Origin of the sequence: Blautia sp. OM07-19, from assembly GCF_003481595.1 — a bacterium.
GTDB lineage: Bacteria > Bacillota > Clostridia > Lachnospirales > Lachnospiraceae > Blautia_A > Blautia_A intestinihominis.
On sequence record NZ_QULA01000020.1, the window covers coordinates 1 to 18,337 of the forward strand.

Annotated in this window: 11 protein-coding genes and 1 other annotated feature; of the genes, 2 read left to right on the forward strand and 9 right to left on the reverse strand. The window is 43.3% G+C overall.

All coding sequences use genetic code 11. The annotated features are described in order from the left end of the window. Nucleotides 1-50: 50 nt before the first annotated feature. The 6 genes from DXC01_RS13165 to rplJ all read right to left on the reverse strand — a co-directional run bounded on the left by DXC01_RS13165 (nucleotide 51) and on the right by rplJ (nucleotide 11,623). Nucleotides 51-848 (reverse strand): PP2C family protein-serine/threonine phosphatase, encoded by a 798-nt coding sequence (locus tag DXC01_RS13165; protein ID WP_118699076.1) that lies wholly within the window; start codon nucleotides 846-848, stop codon nucleotides 51-53. Between the two features lie 13 nt (nucleotides 849-861). Further along, the gene (locus DXC01_RS13170; protein WP_118699077.1) at nucleotides 862-2,568 is read right to left on the reverse strand and encodes a serine/threonine protein kinase; all 1,707 of its coding nucleotides are present in this window, start codon (nucleotides 2,566-2,568) and stop codon (nucleotides 862-864) included. A gap of 334 nt (nucleotides 2,569-2,902) precedes the next feature. Next, the gene (gene rpoC, locus DXC01_RS13175) at nucleotides 2,903-6,616 is read right to left on the reverse strand and encodes a DNA-directed RNA polymerase subunit beta' (protein WP_118253124.1); all 3,714 of its coding nucleotides are present in this window, start codon (nucleotides 6,614-6,616) and stop codon (nucleotides 2,903-2,905) included. A 17-nt stretch (nucleotides 6,617-6,633) separates the two neighbouring features. Next, nucleotides 6,634-10,491, reverse strand: coding sequence for a DNA-directed RNA polymerase subunit beta (gene rpoB / locus DXC01_RS13180; RefSeq protein WP_118253127.1), 3,858 nt, complete (start codon nucleotides 10,489-10,491; stop codon nucleotides 6,634-6,636). A gap of 202 nt (nucleotides 10,492-10,693) precedes the next feature. After that, complete coding sequence (gene rplL / locus DXC01_RS13185) at nucleotides 10,694-11,068, reverse strand: 50S ribosomal protein L7/L12 (RefSeq protein WP_118253130.1); 375 nt, start codon at nucleotides 11,066-11,068, stop codon at nucleotides 10,694-10,696. Between the two features lie 42 nt (nucleotides 11,069-11,110). Beyond that, nucleotides 11,111-11,623 carry a 50S ribosomal protein L10 gene (gene rplJ / locus DXC01_RS13190; protein WP_022213415.1) on the reverse strand — a complete coding sequence of 171 codons (513 nt, stop codon included), beginning with the start codon at nucleotides 11,621-11,623 and terminating at the stop codon, nucleotides 11,111-11,113. Nucleotides 11,624-11,655: 32 nt separating this feature from the next. Then, nucleotides 11,656-11,793 (reverse strand) — a sequence feature (ribosomal protein L10 leader region). A 145-nt stretch (nucleotides 11,794-11,938) separates the two neighbouring features. On the opposite strand from rplJ, the gene DXC01_RS13195 reads away from it, so the two are divergent. After that, complete coding sequence (locus DXC01_RS13195; protein WP_022213416.1) at nucleotides 11,939-14,029, forward strand: CDP-glycerol glycerophosphotransferase family protein; 2,091 nt, start codon at nucleotides 11,939-11,941, stop codon at nucleotides 14,027-14,029. A gap of 64 nt (nucleotides 14,030-14,093) precedes the next feature. On the opposite strand, the gene DXC01_RS13200 is transcribed toward DXC01_RS13195, so the two are convergent. Further along, the gene (locus DXC01_RS13200; RefSeq protein ID WP_022213417.1) at nucleotides 14,094-15,206 is read right to left on the reverse strand and encodes an acyltransferase family protein; all 1,113 of its coding nucleotides are present in this window, start codon (nucleotides 15,204-15,206) and stop codon (nucleotides 14,094-14,096) included. A 182-nt stretch (nucleotides 15,207-15,388) separates the two neighbouring features. Between DXC01_RS13200 and DXC01_RS13205 the strand changes: the two genes are divergently transcribed. After that, entirely contained in the window at nucleotides 15,389-16,954 is a 1,566-nt protein-coding gene (locus DXC01_RS13205) for a CDP-glycerol glycerophosphotransferase family protein (protein WP_118253135.1), read from the forward strand. A gap of 17 nt (nucleotides 16,955-16,971) precedes the next feature. Here DXC01_RS13205 and DXC01_RS13210 read toward each other — a convergent pair whose 3' ends face one another. Then, entirely contained in the window at nucleotides 16,972-17,748 is a 777-nt protein-coding gene (locus DXC01_RS13210) for a sulfite exporter TauE/SafE family protein (protein ID WP_118253138.1), read from the reverse strand. A gap of 26 nt (nucleotides 17,749-17,774) precedes the next feature. Next, nucleotides 17,775-18,326, reverse strand: coding sequence for a GNAT family N-acetyltransferase (locus DXC01_RS13215; RefSeq protein ID WP_118253140.1), 552 nt, complete (start codon nucleotides 18,324-18,326; stop codon nucleotides 17,775-17,777). Between the last annotated feature and the right edge of the window lie 11 nt (nucleotides 18,327-18,337).

Sequence of the window (18,337 nt, forward strand, 5' to 3'; positions counted from 1 at the left end):
GCACATTTTGTTGAAGTTTCTTTATATTTTATTTTATCTAGCACAACAAGTTAACTTAATAATTTTCTAAACCAGTTTTGTTCCTGCTCTGCAAGTTCGCAGAGTATTACTGTAATGTTGTCCCTGCCTCCTTTTTGGAGGGCCTGTTCTACCAGAAGTTCTGCTGTTTCCGCTACCGGAACTTCCCTTGCAAGAACAGCCGCGATCTCACTGTCAGTAAGCATATCTGTGATTCCATCTGAACATATGAGATACCGAGTCCCGATCACTGCCTCCTGTGCTGTGATCGTCGGCTCAAGTCCCATGCTTTCCTCCGGGATCCCAAGATACTGTGTCAGCGGCGGCTTGCCGAATCTTCCTCCCCCAAGGACATGATCCAGCGAAAGCTGATGTATCTGTCCTTCCGGCGAAACGCGGTAAATACGACTGTCACCCAGATTGCATGAATATACTTGGTCTGCCCCAAAAGCAAGAATTGCTGCAGTTGTTCCCATGCTGTTTATTTTATTTTCCTGTCCGTAATCACATACAGCACGGTTCATCTGGAAGCAGAGTTCATTCAGGAACTCTTCCGGATATTCTGAGATTTCTTTCTTTTTTTCTTTATAAAACTCACCACAGGATTCTGCTGCAAGGAATGCTGCCATTTCTCCACAGCTTTCGCCTCCCATTCCGTCAAATACGGCAAGAAGCGGAAAATCCTTCTGTTTTATCTTTCCGCTGCGGACATGACTCATTCCCTTGTTTTCTGAATCAAGACTCTCGCCACAGCACCAGAAATTGTCCTCATTATTATTCCGCACCTTACCTATGTGGCACGTATATGCATATTCAATCTGATACGCCATAGCCCTTCCTTTCTCAGGATGCAGATGTACTGTCAGCAGAGAGATTCAACTGAGCTTTGTACTCTTCCGCACGATCCCAGTATTTCTCTCCTCTTGTTACATACTCCTCACTGTCTGTCTCGTTATCATGACAACGGTTTTTGTCATCGATCCAGCGGATCAGCTTACCGTCCTCATAATAATATCTGTCTATTTTCTGCTCTCCGTCCTTCAGATCACTCAGCGTATTGTTATCAGCCCATATATAGGCAAAAAACAGTTCATCATTCCAGTAATAATATTCTTCATAATAACCATCTTCTGACAGATCCGGATAGATCAGTATCTTCATAACCTGCCAGTCTCCATTATCCCGCTGTTTCAGGTAACTGATCTTTCCTTCTTCTTCAGATCCGATCCAGCTGTAATCATTCAGATCATCGCTGATCTCTGTTGCCTGTGACTGAATTTTTTCCAGAGTCTCCTGAAGTTGTTTATTTTCTGCACTCTGAACCGTCTCTGTAACTGACTGCTTCAGACGCTGTAATTCTGCATTTTCTTTCAGAAGCCAGATAAAAACGCCCACAACAATACAAACTGCTATCACCATAATGACAGCAGCCGCAACAAGTGGCTCAAATTTCTGCTTTTTCTTTGCAGGTTTCCTTCGATGCTGTGGAGAACGGCTGATTCTTCTGCCTGTCCTTTTGTCTGTATTTCTCAGTACAACCGTTTCCTCAGGTTTCTCTTCTTCTGTAAAATTTCTGGCTGTTTCCGGAGGATCTGATATGATCTCCGGTTTTCTGATATCCGACAGTTCCGGCTGCCCAGGATATCGAACCTGCTCCAGTGCCATTCGAAATTCCTCAGCACTTTCATAACGATCATGGCGATCATAAGCACATGCTCTGAGAATCACGTCTGCAAAAGCCTCCCCTGCTTCTGCCGGCGGAGGCAGTTCCTCTCCTGCCATTCTCCTGTTCAGTGCCTCTTCCTTGTCCCGATACGTGATCAGCTGCTTCTTAAGGCTGATAAAAGGAAGTCTGTTATGGTTTCTTAATTTATAAAGTACAATTCCAAGGGAATAGATGTCTACTCTGGCATCATATGCCTCTCCTTTGTACATTTCCGGTGCCATATAAGAAAATGTACCCTTCTTAGATAACCCACTCATTGTCCGATCCAGTTCCCGGGCAATGCCAAAATCTCCCAGTTTGAACTCCCCAAATCTGGAAACAAAAATATTCTCAGGTTTAATGTCTCTGTGAATGATATTCTGGCACTGGCAGTATTCCAGTGCTTTACACAAATCGATTCCTAAATGTATCACATCATCTTCTGAAAGTGCGCGTCCGGCACAATAATCAAGAAAGCTGGTCAGATATTCCATTCGGATGTAAATATCCCATCCAATATCGTCCAGATATTCCACTACTTTATAATCCTCAACAGAGACTACATGAGAATTGCCTCGAAAATACTCCATCGTATTCACTTCCTGGATACATTCTTCTACCAGGCTGTGAAAATATTCCTTTACCGATTGTTCATCCGGGTTTTCCGAACGAATACTGCTCAATTCTCCGGCATTCGAGGGAATCGTAATAACTTTGATCGCAGAATAAAAGGTCTTGCCCTGCTCTGTACGTTTTGCCTTATAGACCTTACCGAAGGATCCTTCACCGATCTTCTCCACAATCTTCCATTCCGGCCATACAGAAACCGGAAGTTGTTTGTCCATCTATCCTCCCTCCTCTCCTCTCGTAATATGATCTATATTTATTTGAATGTAATTCGTAACTGTTCAATAGCCTCACAGTTACATAACTTCTATTTTATTCTAAATCCTATATCTATATAAAAAACACTAAGTAACTCTATGTCTTTAAAACTCTGTATCTTTGAAACTTCCATCAGGAAGTGCTCTTAGTATAGCATGTCCACCCGCGTCTGTCTGTAGTTTTCGCTTTTCTTCCATCTTTTTTCACACAATCTTTATACTTTTCCTGCAAAAAGAAAAAAAGAAGCCCCAGATTTACTTTGATCATAAATCTGGAACTTCTTCTGTAGTTCATTTATTCTTCTGTTGTATCGATATCCTCATCGTCCAGAAGGATCTCATCCTCTGCATCATCAGAAACATCCTCTGCGGATTCTTCTTCCATTGTCAGCATTTCATCATCCTCTGGAAGTTCATCTACAGGCTCTTCTTCTGCCACAGGTGTTTCCTCCGGCATTCCTGTATCAAGCTGAATGTCTCTGTAACGTTTCAGACCAGTTCCGGCCGGGATCAGCTTACCAATGATAACGTTCTCTTTCAAACCTACCAGGTGGTCAACTTTACCCTTGATAGCAGCTTCTGTCAGGACTTTGGTTGTTTCCTGGAAGGACGCTGCTGACAGGAAGGAATCTGTTGCCAGGGAAGCCTTGGTAATACCAAGCATAACCTGTTTTCCTTCTGCCGGTGTCTTGCCTTCTTTTTCAAGTTTTTCGTTAACTTCTTCGAATTCAAGAACATCAACAAGTGTTCCCGGAAGGAATTCTGTATCTCCGTTTTCTTCGATACGGATCTTCTTCAGCATCTGGCGGACCAGAACCTCGATATGCTTATCACTGATTTCTACACCCTGGAGACGGTATACTCGCTGAACCTCACGGAGCATGTAATCCTGAACAGCACGAACACCCTTGATTCTCAAGATATCGTGTGGGTTTACACTACCTTCTGTCAGCTCATCACCAGCTTCAAGTACCTGTCCGTCTGTGATCTTGATACGGGATCCATAAGGGATCAGGTAAGTCTTGGAGTCGCCGTCTTCCGGATTGGTAACAATGATCTCACGTTTTTTCTTGGTATCGTTGATAACTGCAACACCAGGGATTTCTGTGATGATAGCAAGACCCTTAGGTTTTCTTGCCTCAAAAAGCTCCTCAACTCGAGGAAGACCCTGTGTGATATCTCCACCGGCTACACCACCACTATGGAATGTACGCATGGTAAGCTGTGTACCAGGCTCACCGATAGACTGTGCTGCGATGATACCAACAGATTCTCCAACCTGAACAGCTTCACCAGTTGCCATATTTGCACCGTAACATTTAGCGCAGACACCAACCTTGCACTTACAGGTCAGGATCGTACGGATCTTAACTTCTTCGATCGGACCACCGTTAGCGTTTACACCCTCACTCATGATACGTGCTGCACGTCTTGGTGTGATCATATGGTTTGCTTTAACAAGAACTTCACCATCTTTGTTTGTGATGGTCTCGCAGGAGAAACGTCCTGTGATACGTTCCTGAAGGTTCTCGATCTCTTCCTTGCCATCCATGAAGCCTTTGACATACATACCAGAGATCTCCGGTCTGTTTTCACAGCAGTCTGTTTCACGAACGATAAGTTCCTGAGATACGTCAACCATTCGTCTGGTCAGGTAACCAGAGTCGGCTGTACGAAGAGCGGTATCGGACATACCTTTACGAGCTCCATGCGCGGACATGAAGTATTCCAGTACTTCAAGACCTTCACGGAAGTTTGACTTGATAGGAAGCTCGATAGTGTGACCAGTTGTATCGGCCATCAGACCACGCATACCGGCAAGCTGTTTGATCTGCTTATCGGAACCACGGGCACCGGAGTCAGCCATCATGAAGATGTTGTTGTATTTATCAAGACCGTTCAGAAGGGCTTTGGTAAGCTCATCGTCAGTCTTCTTCCATGTCTCAACAACTTCTTTGTAACGCTCTTCTTCTGTAATAAGACCACGTTTGTAGTTCTTTGTGATCTTGTCAACGATATTCTGTGCGTTCTGGATCATCTCAGGTTTCTGAGGCGGCACAGTCATATCAGAAATGGATACTGTCATAGCTGCACGGGTAGAATATTTGTAACCCATAGCCTTGATGGAGTCGAGAACCTCTGCGGTCTTGGTAGCTCCGTGAGTGTTGATGACTTTCTCAAGGATCTGTTTCAGCTGTTTCTTACCTACCAGGAAATCAACCTCAAGAAGAAGTTCATTACCCGGAATGCTTCTGTCTACATATCCAAGGTCCTGCGGAAGAATTTCGTTGAACAGGAAACGTCCAAGTGTGGACTCTACAGTTCCTGTCAGCTCTCTTCCATCTGCCAGTTTTCTTGTGCAGCGTACATGGATTCTGGACTGTAATGTGATAACTTTATTTTCGTAAGCAAGGATTGCTTCGTTTACGCTCTTGAAGTATTTGCCTTCGCCCGGATTTCCTGGTCTCTCCTGTGTCAGATAGTAGATACCAAGGACCATATCCTGTGAAGGAACGGCTACCGGACCACCATCTGAAGGTTTCAGAAGGTTGTTTGGTGAAAGCAGAAGGAAACGGCACTCTGCCTGAGCTTCCTGGGAAAGCGGAAGATGAACAGCCATCTGGTCACCATCGAAGTCGGCGTTGAACGCGGTACAAACGAGCGGATGAAGTTTGATAGCTTTACCTTCTACAAGGATCGGCTCAAATGCCTGGATACCCAGACGATGCAGTGTAGGTGCACGGTTCAGCATAACAGGATGTTCTTTGATAACATCTTCCAGTACATCCCATACTTCCGGCTGAAGTTTCTCTACCATTTTCTTGGCATTCTTGATGTTGTGGGAAGTTCCGTTTGCAACAAGCTCTTTCATAACGAAAGGTTTGAAAAGCTCGATTGCCATTTCTTTCGGAAGACCACACTGATAGATCTTCAGTTCAGGCCCAACGACGATAACAGAACGTCCGGAATAGTCAACTCGTTTACCAAGAAGGTTCTGACGGAAACGTCCGGATTTACCTTTCAGCATGTCAGAAAGGGATTTGAGAGCTCTGTTTCCAGGTCCTGTTACCGGACGGCCACGACGACCATTGTCGATCAGCGCGTCTACTGCTTCCTGAAGCATACGTTTCTCATTACGAACAATGATATCCGGTGCTCCCAGTTCCAGAAGACGTTTCAGACGGTTGTTACGGTTGATGATTCTTCTGTACAGATCATTCAGGTCAGATGTTGCAAAACGTCCACCATCGAGCTGTACCATAGGACGAAGATCTGGCGGGATAACCGGGATTGCAGTCATGATCATCCACTCCGGACGGTTTCCGGATTCACGGAAAGATTCTACAACTTCCAGTCTCTTGATGATTCTGGCACGTTTCTGTCCAGTTGCATCTACCAGTTCTGTCTTGAGTTCCTCAGCATCTTTCTCAAGATCGATCGCTTTGAGAAGTTCCATAATAGATTCTGCACCCATTCCAACACGGAAATTGTATCCGTATGCTTCACGGGCATCCTGATATTCTTTCTCAGTGAGAACCTGTTTGTACTGAAGTCCGGAGTCAGCCGGATCCAGTACAATATAGTTTGCAAAGTATAAAACTTTTTCCAATGTTCTCGGAGACAGGTCAAGGATAAGTCCCATACGGGATGGGATTCCCTTGAAGTACCAAATATGGGATACCGGAGCTGCAAGCTCGATATGTCCCATACGCTCTCTTCGTACAGAAGATTTGGTTACTTCTACGCCGCATCGGTCGCAGACAACACCTTTATAGCGGATTTTTTTGTATTTACCGCAGTGGCACTCCCAGTCCTTGCTTGGTCCGAAAATTCTTTCACAGAAAAGACCGTCCTTCTCTGGTTTCAGAGTACGATAGTTGATGGTCTCCGGTTTTGTTACCTCACCTCTGGACCATTCTCTGATCTTCTCAGGGGACGCCAGTCCAATCTTGATGGCATCGAAAGTCATTGGCTGATATGTTTCATTGGTAGTTGTTGATTCTGCCATGTATTCTTTCCCCTTTCTTACTTGTCGTCATCATCATCATAGGAATCGTCGAAGTCCAGGAAATCCTCTTCGCCCTCATCCTCTTCTTCTACATCTACGAGTTCTTCGCCTTCAAATTCCTGTTTGGTATAACCATGTTTGCCGAAGGACTCTTCTTCTCTGTGATGTCTGCTGTCACCTTCGATTACGGAACGAAGATCTGTATCACCATAATCTACTGTTTCCAGAAGGTGTACTTCTGTATTGTCATCTTTGAGTACTTTGACATCAAGACCCAGAGACTGAAGTTCTTTGAGAAGTACCTTGAAGGATTCCGGAATACCCGGCTCAGGGATATTGTCACCCTTGATGATCGCTTCATAGGTCTTAACACGTCCTACAACATCGTCGGACTTCACTGTCAGGATCTCCTGCAGTGTGTAGGAAGCACCATATGCCTCCAGAGCCCAAACCTCCATCTCTCCGAAACGCTGTCCACCGAACTGAGCTTTACCACCCAGAGGCTGCTGTGTTACGAGGGAGTATGGACCAGTTGAACGTGCATGGATCTTATCATCTACCAGATGATGCAGTTTCAGGTAATGCATGTGACCGATAGTTACACGTCCATCGAAGTACTCACCGGTACGTCCGTCACGAAGCTGAACTTTACCATCTCTGGAAATCGGAACACCTTTCCACAGTTCTCTGTGGTCTTTGTGCTCATCAAGATATTCCATAACGTCAGGAGCAAGTACATCCTGATATTTTGCACGGAATTCTTCAAAATCTTCAATATTTACATAATCATTTGCCAGTTCCAGTGTATCCTGGATATCAACCTCGCTCGCACCATCGAATACAGGTGTGGAAACATTGAATCCAAGTGCCTTGGCTGCAAGACTTAAGTGGATCTCCAGGACCTGTCCGATATTCATACGGGAAGGTACACCCAGAGGGTTCAGCACGATGTCAAGCGGACGGCCATTTGGAAGGAATGGCATATCTTCAACTGGAAGTACACGGGAAACGACACCCTTGTTACCATGACGACCAGCCATCTTATCGCCAACAGAAATCTTACGTTTCTGAGCGATATAAATACGAACAGACTGATTTACTCCAGGAGACAGCTCATCGCCGTTCTCTCTTGTAAATACTTTGGCATCTACAACAATACCATATTCTCCGTGAGGAACCTTAAGGGAAGTATCACGAACTTCTCTTGCTTTCTCACCAAAGATTGCACGAAGAAGACGCTCTTCTGCTGTCAGTTCTGTCTCTCCCTTAGGAGTAACTTTACCAACGAGGATATCACCGGCACGAACCTCTGCACCGATACGGATGATACCACGCTCATCCAGATCCTTGAGTGCATCATCGCCAACACCCGGAACATCTCTTGTGATCTCTTCCGGTCCAAGTTTGGTATCACGGGCTTCTGCTTCATATTCCTCCATATGAATAGAAGTATATACATCGTTCTGTACAAGTCTTTCGCTTAACAGAACGGCATCCTCGTAGTTGTAACCTTCCCAGGTCATGAATCCGATCAGCGGGTTCTTACCAAGAGCCAGCTCGCCGTTTGCAGTAGACGGACCATCAGCGATAACCTGTCCAGCCTCTACATGCTCGCCCTGGAACACGATCGGTTTCTGGTTATAACAGTTACTCTGGTTACTACGAAGGAATTTGGTAAGATGATAATCATCTTTTGTTCCATCATCATTCTTGATGCTGATATCTGTAGAAGTAGAACGAAGAACAGTACCGGACTTCTTGGCTACAACACAAACACCAGAGTCAACAGCAGTCTTGGTCTCCATACCAGTTCCAACAACAGGAGCTTCTGTTGTAAGAAGCGGAACGGCCTGACGCTGCATGTTTGATCCCATCAGCGCACGGTTAGCATCGTCGTTCTGCAGGAACGGGATCAGTGCAGTAGCGACGGAGAATACCATCTTAGGAGATACGTCCATGTAGTCAAACATGTGTTTCTCGTATTCCTGTGTCTCTTCACGGAAACGACCGGATACGTTCTTGTGCATGAAATGACCTTCTTCATCGAGAGGTTCATTCGCCTGTGCTACATGGTAATTATCTTCCTCATCTGCTGTCATATAAACAACTTCATCTGTTACGACTGGGTTAGCCGGATCAGACTTGTCAATTCTGCGGTATGGTGCCTCAATGAAACCATACTCATTGATTTTTGCATAGGATGCAAGAGAGTTGATCAGACCGATGTTAGGACCCTCAGGAGTCTCGATCGGGCACATACGTCCATAGTGAGAGTAGTGGACATCTCGAACCTCGAATCCGGCTCTGTCTCGTGACAGACCGCCAGGTCCCAGTGCGGAAAGACGTCTCTTATGAGTCAGCTCACCAAGAGGGTTGTTCTGATCCATGAACTGTGACAGCTGTGAAGAACCAAAGAACTCCTTAACTGCTGCTGTTACAGGTTTGATATTGATCAGGGACTGCGGAGAAACGCTCTCTGTGTCCTGAGTTGTCATACGCTCACGTACAACTCTTTCCAGTCTGGAGAGACCAATGCGGTACTGGTTCTGAAGAAGTTCTCCAACAGAACGGATACGACGGTTACCCAGATGGTCGATATCATCGTCATTACCAATGCCATATTCCAGATGCATATTGTAGTTGATAGAAGCAAAAATGTCTTCTTTTGTGATATGCTTCGGAATAAGATCATGGATATCTCTGACGATTGCAGCCTTGATATCCTCAAGGTTATCATTTTCTTCCAGAATTTTCTCAAGGACAGGGTAATATACTAATTCTGTAACACCCAGTTCCTTTGGATTGCAGTCAAGATCTACATATGATGTAAGATCTACCATCATATTGGAAAGGACTTTGATCTTGCGCTCCTCGCCCTGGATCCATACATATGGAACAGCAGCGTTCTGGATCTGATCTGCAAGTTCAATTGTAACGTTAGTACCTTCCTCTGCCAGAATCTCTCCTGTAGATGGATCTACAACAGCTTCTGCCAGCTTGTGGCCTGCGATACGTTTATTGAAATGAAGTTTCTTATTAAATTTATAACGTCCGACCTTGGCAAGATCATATCTTCTCGGGTCGAAGAACATTGCCATGATAAGGCTCTCTGCGCTCTCTACTGCCAGCGGCTCACCTGGACGGATCTTCTTGTAAAGTTCCAGAAGACCTTCCTGGTAGTTTGTAGAAGTATCCTTGCCAAAACTTGCGAGGATCTTCGGCTCTTCACCAAATAAGTCAACAATTTCTGCATTGGTGCCGACACCAAGGGCACGAATCAGCACAGTGATCGGAACCTTACGGGTTCTGTCCACACGTACATAGAAGATATCGTTGGAATCAGTTTCGTATTCCAGCCATGCTCCTCTGTTCGGGATGACGGTGCTGGAAAATAATCTCTTACCAATTTTATCATGTGCAATTGCATAATAAATACCAGGGGAACGCACCAGCTGGCTGACAATAACACGCTCTGCACCATTAATAACAAAAGTACCTGTTTCTGTCATTAACGGAAGATCTCCCATAAAGATCTCGTGTTCGTTGATTTCCTCTGTTTCTTTATTTATCAGTCGCACGCGAACCTTCAAAGGTGCCGCGTAAGTTACATCACGTTCTTTGCACTGCTCAATGTTATATTTTGCATCTTTTGCGTCATACGTGAAATCGATGAATTCCAGGCTGAACTTTCCGCCATAATCCGCGATCGGAGAAATATCATCAAACACTTCTTTGAGGCCCTCATCGAGAAACCACTTATAGGAATCTTTCTGGACTTCAATCAAATTCGGCATTTCCAGAACTTCTTTTTGTCTCTGGTAGCTCATGCGCATGCTTTTTCCAGTTTTTACAGAACGAATTCTGTTTTTTTCCATTGACGTTTCACCCCTGTTTTTTTTATTTATTTTACAACACGACCCTGTTTACGGTTTGAGATAAACAGGCATATCTTGCCATAATATAGCATTCTTCACTATAGCATAGCAAAATCAAGCTGTCAACAACTTTTTTAATTTTTTACACAAAAATTTAGGGACACCATCAGGTGTCCCCGCATCACTTATTTCTTTAACAGAATTATTTAAGAGTGATCTTAGCGCCTTCTGCTTCAAGTTTTGTTTTGATGTCTTCAGCTTCAGCTTTGGATGCGCCTTCTTTAACAACCTTCGGAGCACCGTCAACTACTGCTTTAGCTTCTTTCAGTCCAAGACCGGTAACTTCACGAACAACTTTGATAACTTTAACTTTGTTCGGTCCAACTTCTGTAAGTTCTACGTCGAACTCATCTTTCTCTTCTGCTGCTTCAGCGCCTGCTCCAGCTGCTGCAACTACAACACCTGCTGCTGCGGATACACCGAACTCTTCTTCGCAAGCTTTTACGAGATCATTTAATTCTAATACAGATAATTCTTTGATTGCTGCAATAAATTCTTCTGTTGTTAATTTTGCCATTTTAATTTCCTCCATTTATTATATTTTATTATTATTTTAGGATTATTCTGCTGCTGCCTCTGTATCAGCGCCACCCTGTGCCTCAGCGATCTGATTAAGCACACGAGCGAAGTTTGTGATAGGAGACTGGATGCTTCCAAGAAGTTTTCCAAGAAGTTCTTCTCTGGACGGAACCTGGGACAGAGCCTGGATTCCAGCCTGATCGTTGTAGTTTCCTTCAACTACACCAGCGATCAGCTCAAGAGCTGGGAACTGCTTTGCGTATTTAGCAAGGATTCTTGCCGGTGCTGTAGCATCTGTTGCAGAAATTGCAATAGCATTAGTTCCTTCCAGATGCTGGCTAAGTTCTTCACAATCAGTACCTGCGAATGCACGTTTCATCATTGTGTTTTTGTAAACTTTGTACTGAACACCAGCTTCTCTTAACTCTTTACGCAGAATTGTATCCTGTTCAACTGTAAGACCACTGTAGTTAACAAGTACTACTGCCTGTGCGTCTTTAATGCTGTTTGCGATTTCTTCTACGATTGGTTGTTTCAGTTCTACTTTTGCCATAAATGGTACACCTCCTTATAGATTTATACCGCCGCGTCATAAAAAAAGCCTTACTGCATAACGACAGTAAGGTCTCATGTAATCTCATATAGAATACTAAGTCCTCGGTAGGCGTTGTGATCCTTATGCCTTACGGCACCTACTGTCTTCGGCAGCGTTCTGTGATAGAATAGCATATTCTTTTTTATATGTCAAGTATTTTTTTAGCAAAATAGCAAAATATTTTGTCCGTCGAAAAATGTTTAAATTTTATTAATATTATGTTATAATTATGTTACTTATAAAACTTTAACCACAGATTATATTGGAGGAATTATGAAAATCAAATCACATACATCTGATTCATCCTTTTCCTGGATCAACGGAAACCTCTCTGTTTATATTTCAGCTCTTTCCTCTACGAAAGTGACTTTGAAATTCGCAGACTTTTCTGCCGGAGCTTTTTCTTCTTATCGTTTCCTTGCACGGAATCCTAAGACAAAAGAAGATATTTCCATTCCTTTTACGCAGATTGATCTCTGTACATTCCAGTTGGACCTGCTGCCTTTTCAGGAATATTTCCAGTTCAAACGACATTCGGAGTTTATTCTCACTTTAAGCTGTGTGGCTTCTGATAACAGCCATACCTTATATGCTCTCCGTCCGGATAATAATTTTAATAAGAAATATCACATTTTTGCCAAAGATATTTATTTCCCGGAAGATACTTCTTCTGAGCCTGCAGAATATATCGGTATATTTACTGCCAGATTAGATAATCTTCTTATTATAGATTTATGCAGCCGGACATATTTTATGGAAAATCTTCTGACCTGTGCCTACCACAGTCTTAAGATGAGCCATGGAGTTCTCCGGATATCTTTCGACCTTGAAAAAAGCAGGCACAAATATATAAAAACCGGACTTTTTTTCCGAAGCAAGCTTGCCGAAGATGCCGTAACTTATGATTTCACCACCAAAAGCATAAAATCCAACGGAAATCTTCAGCGAATAACCGTTTCCCTGAACCTTCGCTCTATTGAATGGAAGAGCCTGTACTGGGATATTTTTGTTCTGGTTCGAAATGCAGATACCGGAGATGTTTCCAGAATTCCGATTTTTATGACCGCTCTGCAGCGAATGCAGCAAAAATTCCTTTCCAATGTTGCCTACAAGACAGACGAAAATTTTTACTTTTATCCATATTATACAAGTAAACAGACTCTCGCATTTGTAAACCGTCAGAGAGAAAAATATGACGGCATGGATATCATCTTCAAGGAATTCCTCTCCGTTTTCCTTTATCGTGTCGCCAGACCTTACTGGAAACGGAAGCACATCTGCCTGGTATGCGAGAAATTTTCTTCCATGGCACAGGACAATGGTTATTACTTTTTCAAACACTGCATGGAACAGGACGAGGAAGCTTTCCTTAATAAAAAAATCTACTATATCATAGATAAGGATTCTCCGGACCGTTCCAAAGTGGAACCTTATAAGAATCGGATTCTGGATTTTATGTCCATCCGGCACATGGTTTATCTGCTCGCGGCAGATCTTATCGTCAGCTCCGATTCCAGATACCATACCTATGCCATGCAGTCCCGCCACAGTATTTTTAACCGTTATATCAAAAAAATTCCTTTTGTCTTCCTCCAGCATGGAGTTATCGCTCTGAAACGTGTTGATAACTTCTACGGCAAAGGCAAAAAGGGTGGCTGCGATCTCTTCGTCGTATCCACCAACAAGGAAAAACAGACAATTGTTGAGAATTTTGAATATGAACCTGACGAAGTCATCAACACCGGACTTCCACGATGGGATGTACTCAAAGATAAATCCCAGGGCAAACGTGAAATTCTGATCATGCCAACCTGGAGAAACTGGCTGGATTCCGTACCGGATAAAGATTTCGAAGAAAGTGATTATTTCCGCCATTATATGGGGCTCCTGAATTCTGAACGTCTGAATCAGATTCTGGAAAAATATGATCTTGAAGTCAACTTCTATCTGCATGCAAAATTTCAGGAATATGCAGATACCTTCAAATCAATCAGTAAACGGATCCATCTGATCTCTTTTGGTGAAGTTGCCGTAAATGAAATGCTGATGCGCTGCCGTATGCTTATCACGGATTATTCCAGTGTATGTTGGGATATTCTTTATCAGGATAAACCAAGTCTGTTTTATCAGTTTGATATTGAGAAATACAACGAAGCACATGGAAGTTATATTGATATGGAAACAGAACTTTTTGGCGACAGGGCAGCAACTCAGGAACAGCTTCTTGACTATCTGGAAGAAACCGTACAAAATGACTTCCACTTAAAACCGGAATACGAAAAAATGCGCGGAGAATATCTCCAGTTTAAGGATCACGAACACAGCAGACATATCTGCGAGGAAATCAAAAAAAGATTCCATTAAAATAGCAAACGCAGTAACCGGAACCTGATTTATTTCAGATTCGGTACTGCGTTTTTTATCTGTTTTATAAAGTACGATCTGCCCAGCTTATGATGCTGTTACTGATCCATGCAGAAAATTTATCAAATCGTATGATTTTCTGCACAACGCCAAGCAAAATAGAAAGTGCGAGACTCACAACCAGAATAAACAGCCATATCACTGCCGCATGTCCAAGAGAATAGGTAGGATCTCTCAGCCATACTGCTCTTATAAATGTATGGATATAAAAAATATTTGCAGAATGTTTTCCTATAAACTGCAGAATCTGGCGAATCCCCGGAATTCCGATCACAAACTCATAAGACCAGTAAACGATCAGCACCGGAATCACACCGTTGAGTGCAAATTCAAAATGATCAATTCCCCACTGCGTATTAAACATTTTGCAGAGGACATACAATGCACCTGTGCTCAAAATAAATTTCAGCAGTTTATTTAATACTGCGTTTTTTACAATATGAAATTCTCTGAGCCTTTCCAAAACATTCTGATCTGCAAAGCAGACTGCCAGCGGAGCTACAAGTAAATACTTTGTAAGATGCACATGCTTTTCCAGCATAAAGCTTCCGATGAGCAGGAACATGAAGACCATCAGCCACCCGTACCGCTTATAAAATCTGACCAGAAAAGGCATAAAAAAGATCAGCAGAATCTCAAGGCTCAAATACCACCAGGTATTGATCTGCATCTGCGTCCCAAAGAGATGTCCCAACCCGAGGAAATCCATTCCGGCATTGATCAGATTAATCGGAAATCCATCACTGTAGCGGGATGTATGTGTCAGGTAAGTTACCCCCATGCAGAACAGAAATGGCAGGGTAAAAGAAAGCACAAGTTTCACATACCGTTTCAGAACAAACAATGTTGCCTCATGTCCTGTAAACTCATATTCATGATACTGGGCTTTCATCGACAGAGTAAGACCATACACTGACAGGAATGCAAAAATTCCAACGCACTGAACCATCACACGGCAGACTGCCATTGCCTTTGCCTCCGACAGCGGCCAGAAGCTTACCGGATACCCATACAGCCGGCTTTTTATTGAAAAGCCATGATAAAGAATCAAAAATATAATCGCAATTCCTTTCACCGCAGCCGTATCTGCTTTGGTAAATTTAAATTTTCTCTCCATTTACGTTTCCTCATAAATTTTTGTTATCACTGTGTATTGTTTCATTCTATCTCAGGTTCTTATCGATTGTCAATCAAAGGAATATCACAATTCCACCGGACAAAACCCATTGCAAATCTTTCCTCCGTTCTGTATAATTTCTGTAACTATAATAAAAACATCACAAGGACAGGAAGTTTTTCATGGAACATTCATTACATGTAACCCATATAAAAATAAAAAGATCACAGCTTTATCTCACAATACAGCTCCCCAGACCGGATATGAAGATTCAGGCAGAACTTTTTTATCAGAATTCTTCACAAAATTTCCGGCATCAGCTCCGCTGTGTTTCCAGAAATCCACAGAACCTGATCTTTCAGATCGATGTCTCTGTTCTGGAACCTGGTGAAAACGACTGGAACCTGCGGCTGTATTCAGACGACTGTCCAGACTCCTGGATGCCTGTTATTGGCAGCCGTCTTCGCATGCAGCTTATTCTCGGCAGCTACTCTGTAAAAAAAGACACATGTCTGTTTTTCCCGATGGGGAGTACCGGGCATCGTTTTATCCTGCGGAGCCGTCCACTGCGGTCATACGACAGTCCTCTTTTTCATTTTAAAGAACTCGCCGCTTTTGGTCTTGGCAAACTGATGAACCCACTCTTTAAGAAACGGCATATCTGGCTGATCTATGAAAAATACTGTATTTCTGCTCAGGACAATGGTTTTTATTTTTTCCAGTATTGTATGAAACATCTTCCAGCAGAAGAAAAGAAAAACATTTTCTTTATATTGGACAAATCTTCCCCACAATGGAAGGCCACACGGAAGTATCGTTCCAATGTCATTCCATTCCTGAGTTTCTGCCATCTTCTGTACCTCATGACAGCCCGGCTGTATATTGCTTCTGACAGCCGGCTTCATGCCTTTGCGTGGAAACCGATGCCAAACCTTATCTCCCGGGAGATCAACAAACATGATATTTATTTTCTCCAGCACGGTGTTCTGGCATTGAAGCGGGTAGAGAATCTTTTTGGAGCCAGCGGCACAAGTTCCATGACTTATTTCACAGCTTCTTCCGAAATGGAAAAAGCGATCATCGAGCAGGACTTCGGATACAGACCAGAACAGATCCCTGTGACCGGTCTCAGCCGCTGGGATGTTCTGAAAGACAGATCAGATCTTTCGCATCCTTCCATCCTTGTTATGCCAACATGGCGAAGCTGGCTGGAAGACCAGAGTGATGAAACCTTCCGGCAGAGCAGTTATTACAGAGAATATGCTGCCCTTCTGAATGATCCGAAACTCCGGGAATTTCTGCATCAGACGCATACCGAACTGATCTTTTATATCCATCCGAAACTCCGGGAGTACATCTCTGCTTTTCATGCAGATGATCCGCTGATAAGGCTGATCCCATTTGGCAGTGTTCCGCTGAACCAACTTATTATGAAATGTTCCATGCTGATCACCGATTATTCCAGTGTATCGTGGGATGTTTATTATCTTGGCAAACCGATACTTTTTTATCAGTTTGATCTGGACAAATACAATGAAACAAATGGAAGCTATATCGACATGGAAAAAGATCTCTTCGGCGAACGCTGCCTTACCAGAGAGGAACTGCTTCCGAAGATTCACGAATACTATGAAAATGGTTTTAAAGAAAAGACTGCATACGCAGAAATGCGAAAGAAATATCTCGCTTATCACGACCACAACAATCGCAGACGAACTTATGAATTTATAAAAGACCAGGGCTATTAACGCCCCGGTCTTTCTTCTTATCCTATCAATTCTGTTAATACTTTTATGAAAAAGATCACGATCACAACCACGATGATCGGCTTAACGATCTTGCTTCCATTACTTGTAAAGCAATGGCTTCCCAGATAATTTCCTATCATATTACAGCACCCTGCTGCAAGTCCCAGCGGAATATACGCAGCCCCGTTGAACAGAAATACTGCAAGTGCCGAAATGTTTGTAGTCAGGTTGATCGCTTTTGTTGTCCCTGCCGCATCATGCAGAGAAAGATGACAAAAAGCTGTAAAAAGCAGCATCAGGAATGTGCCTGTTCCCGGTCCATAGATTCCGTCATAAATTCCAACTGCAAATGCGATAACGATACATTTCATGATCAGATTCGGAGTTACTTTATCTACCACTTCGTAATCTGGATTTTCCTGTAGTGCTTTGCTTCGAAGCACATAAAAAAGAATGATCGGCAGCACGATCAGCATGGCGATCTTCAGTACTTTCTCATCAATCATCAGTGTGATCCTTGCCCCAAGTGCAGATCCTATAAAGGCCGCTACAATGGATGGTGCACAGATCTTCCATTTCATAAATCCCTGACGCAGATAATAAAAAGATGATACTGCTGTTCCCATACTGCTGCTGATCTTATTTGTTGCGATCGCTGTATGCGCCGGCAGACCTACGATCATATAGGCCGGAAGTGAAATCAGCCCGCCTCCGCCTGCGATCGAATCCACAAAACCTGCCAGAAATACAAAAAAGCATACAACCAGATAGACTAAAACAATGTGTTCTCCCATAACTCTCCCCTTGTTCCTTGTTTATTTTATCTCTCAGAAATCAGAGTAGGACGCAGCATCTGCACATACTCTTCATCCAGAACTTCTCTCAGAAAATCCACATACTCCTGAAAAGACAGTTCCCCATCCGGTGTGAGGATTTCAAAATCTGTATGATATACATTCGCAGACAGCCCGGTCTCTTTCAGACCATTTCTCAGGTAAAAAGCTTTTCTCCGTCTACGATCCTCTGCATTTTCCGCTTTCTCATCCTGTGTCTCGATCTCAAAGATATATTTCTGGTTCTCAAAATGCGCAAGAAGGACTTCCAGCCCCTTACTTCCATAGCCACAGCTCCGCTTCTCCGGTGCTATCGCATAGTAATCCAGAAGCACACGATCCCCGCTGATCATATTGATGGCAAGTCCTACAAACTCATCTTCATCCACCATCGCAAGCATTTCCATTTTGCCGTCATTGACAAGCTGCTCCATTACATGCAGCGGCTTTTTTTCCTGCTCCGGAAATGCATTGTCATACAATTCATAAAGCTGTGCTTTGTATCCCGCTCCCTCATCTGCGATATTTATTAGTTTCATAGTTTTCCGAC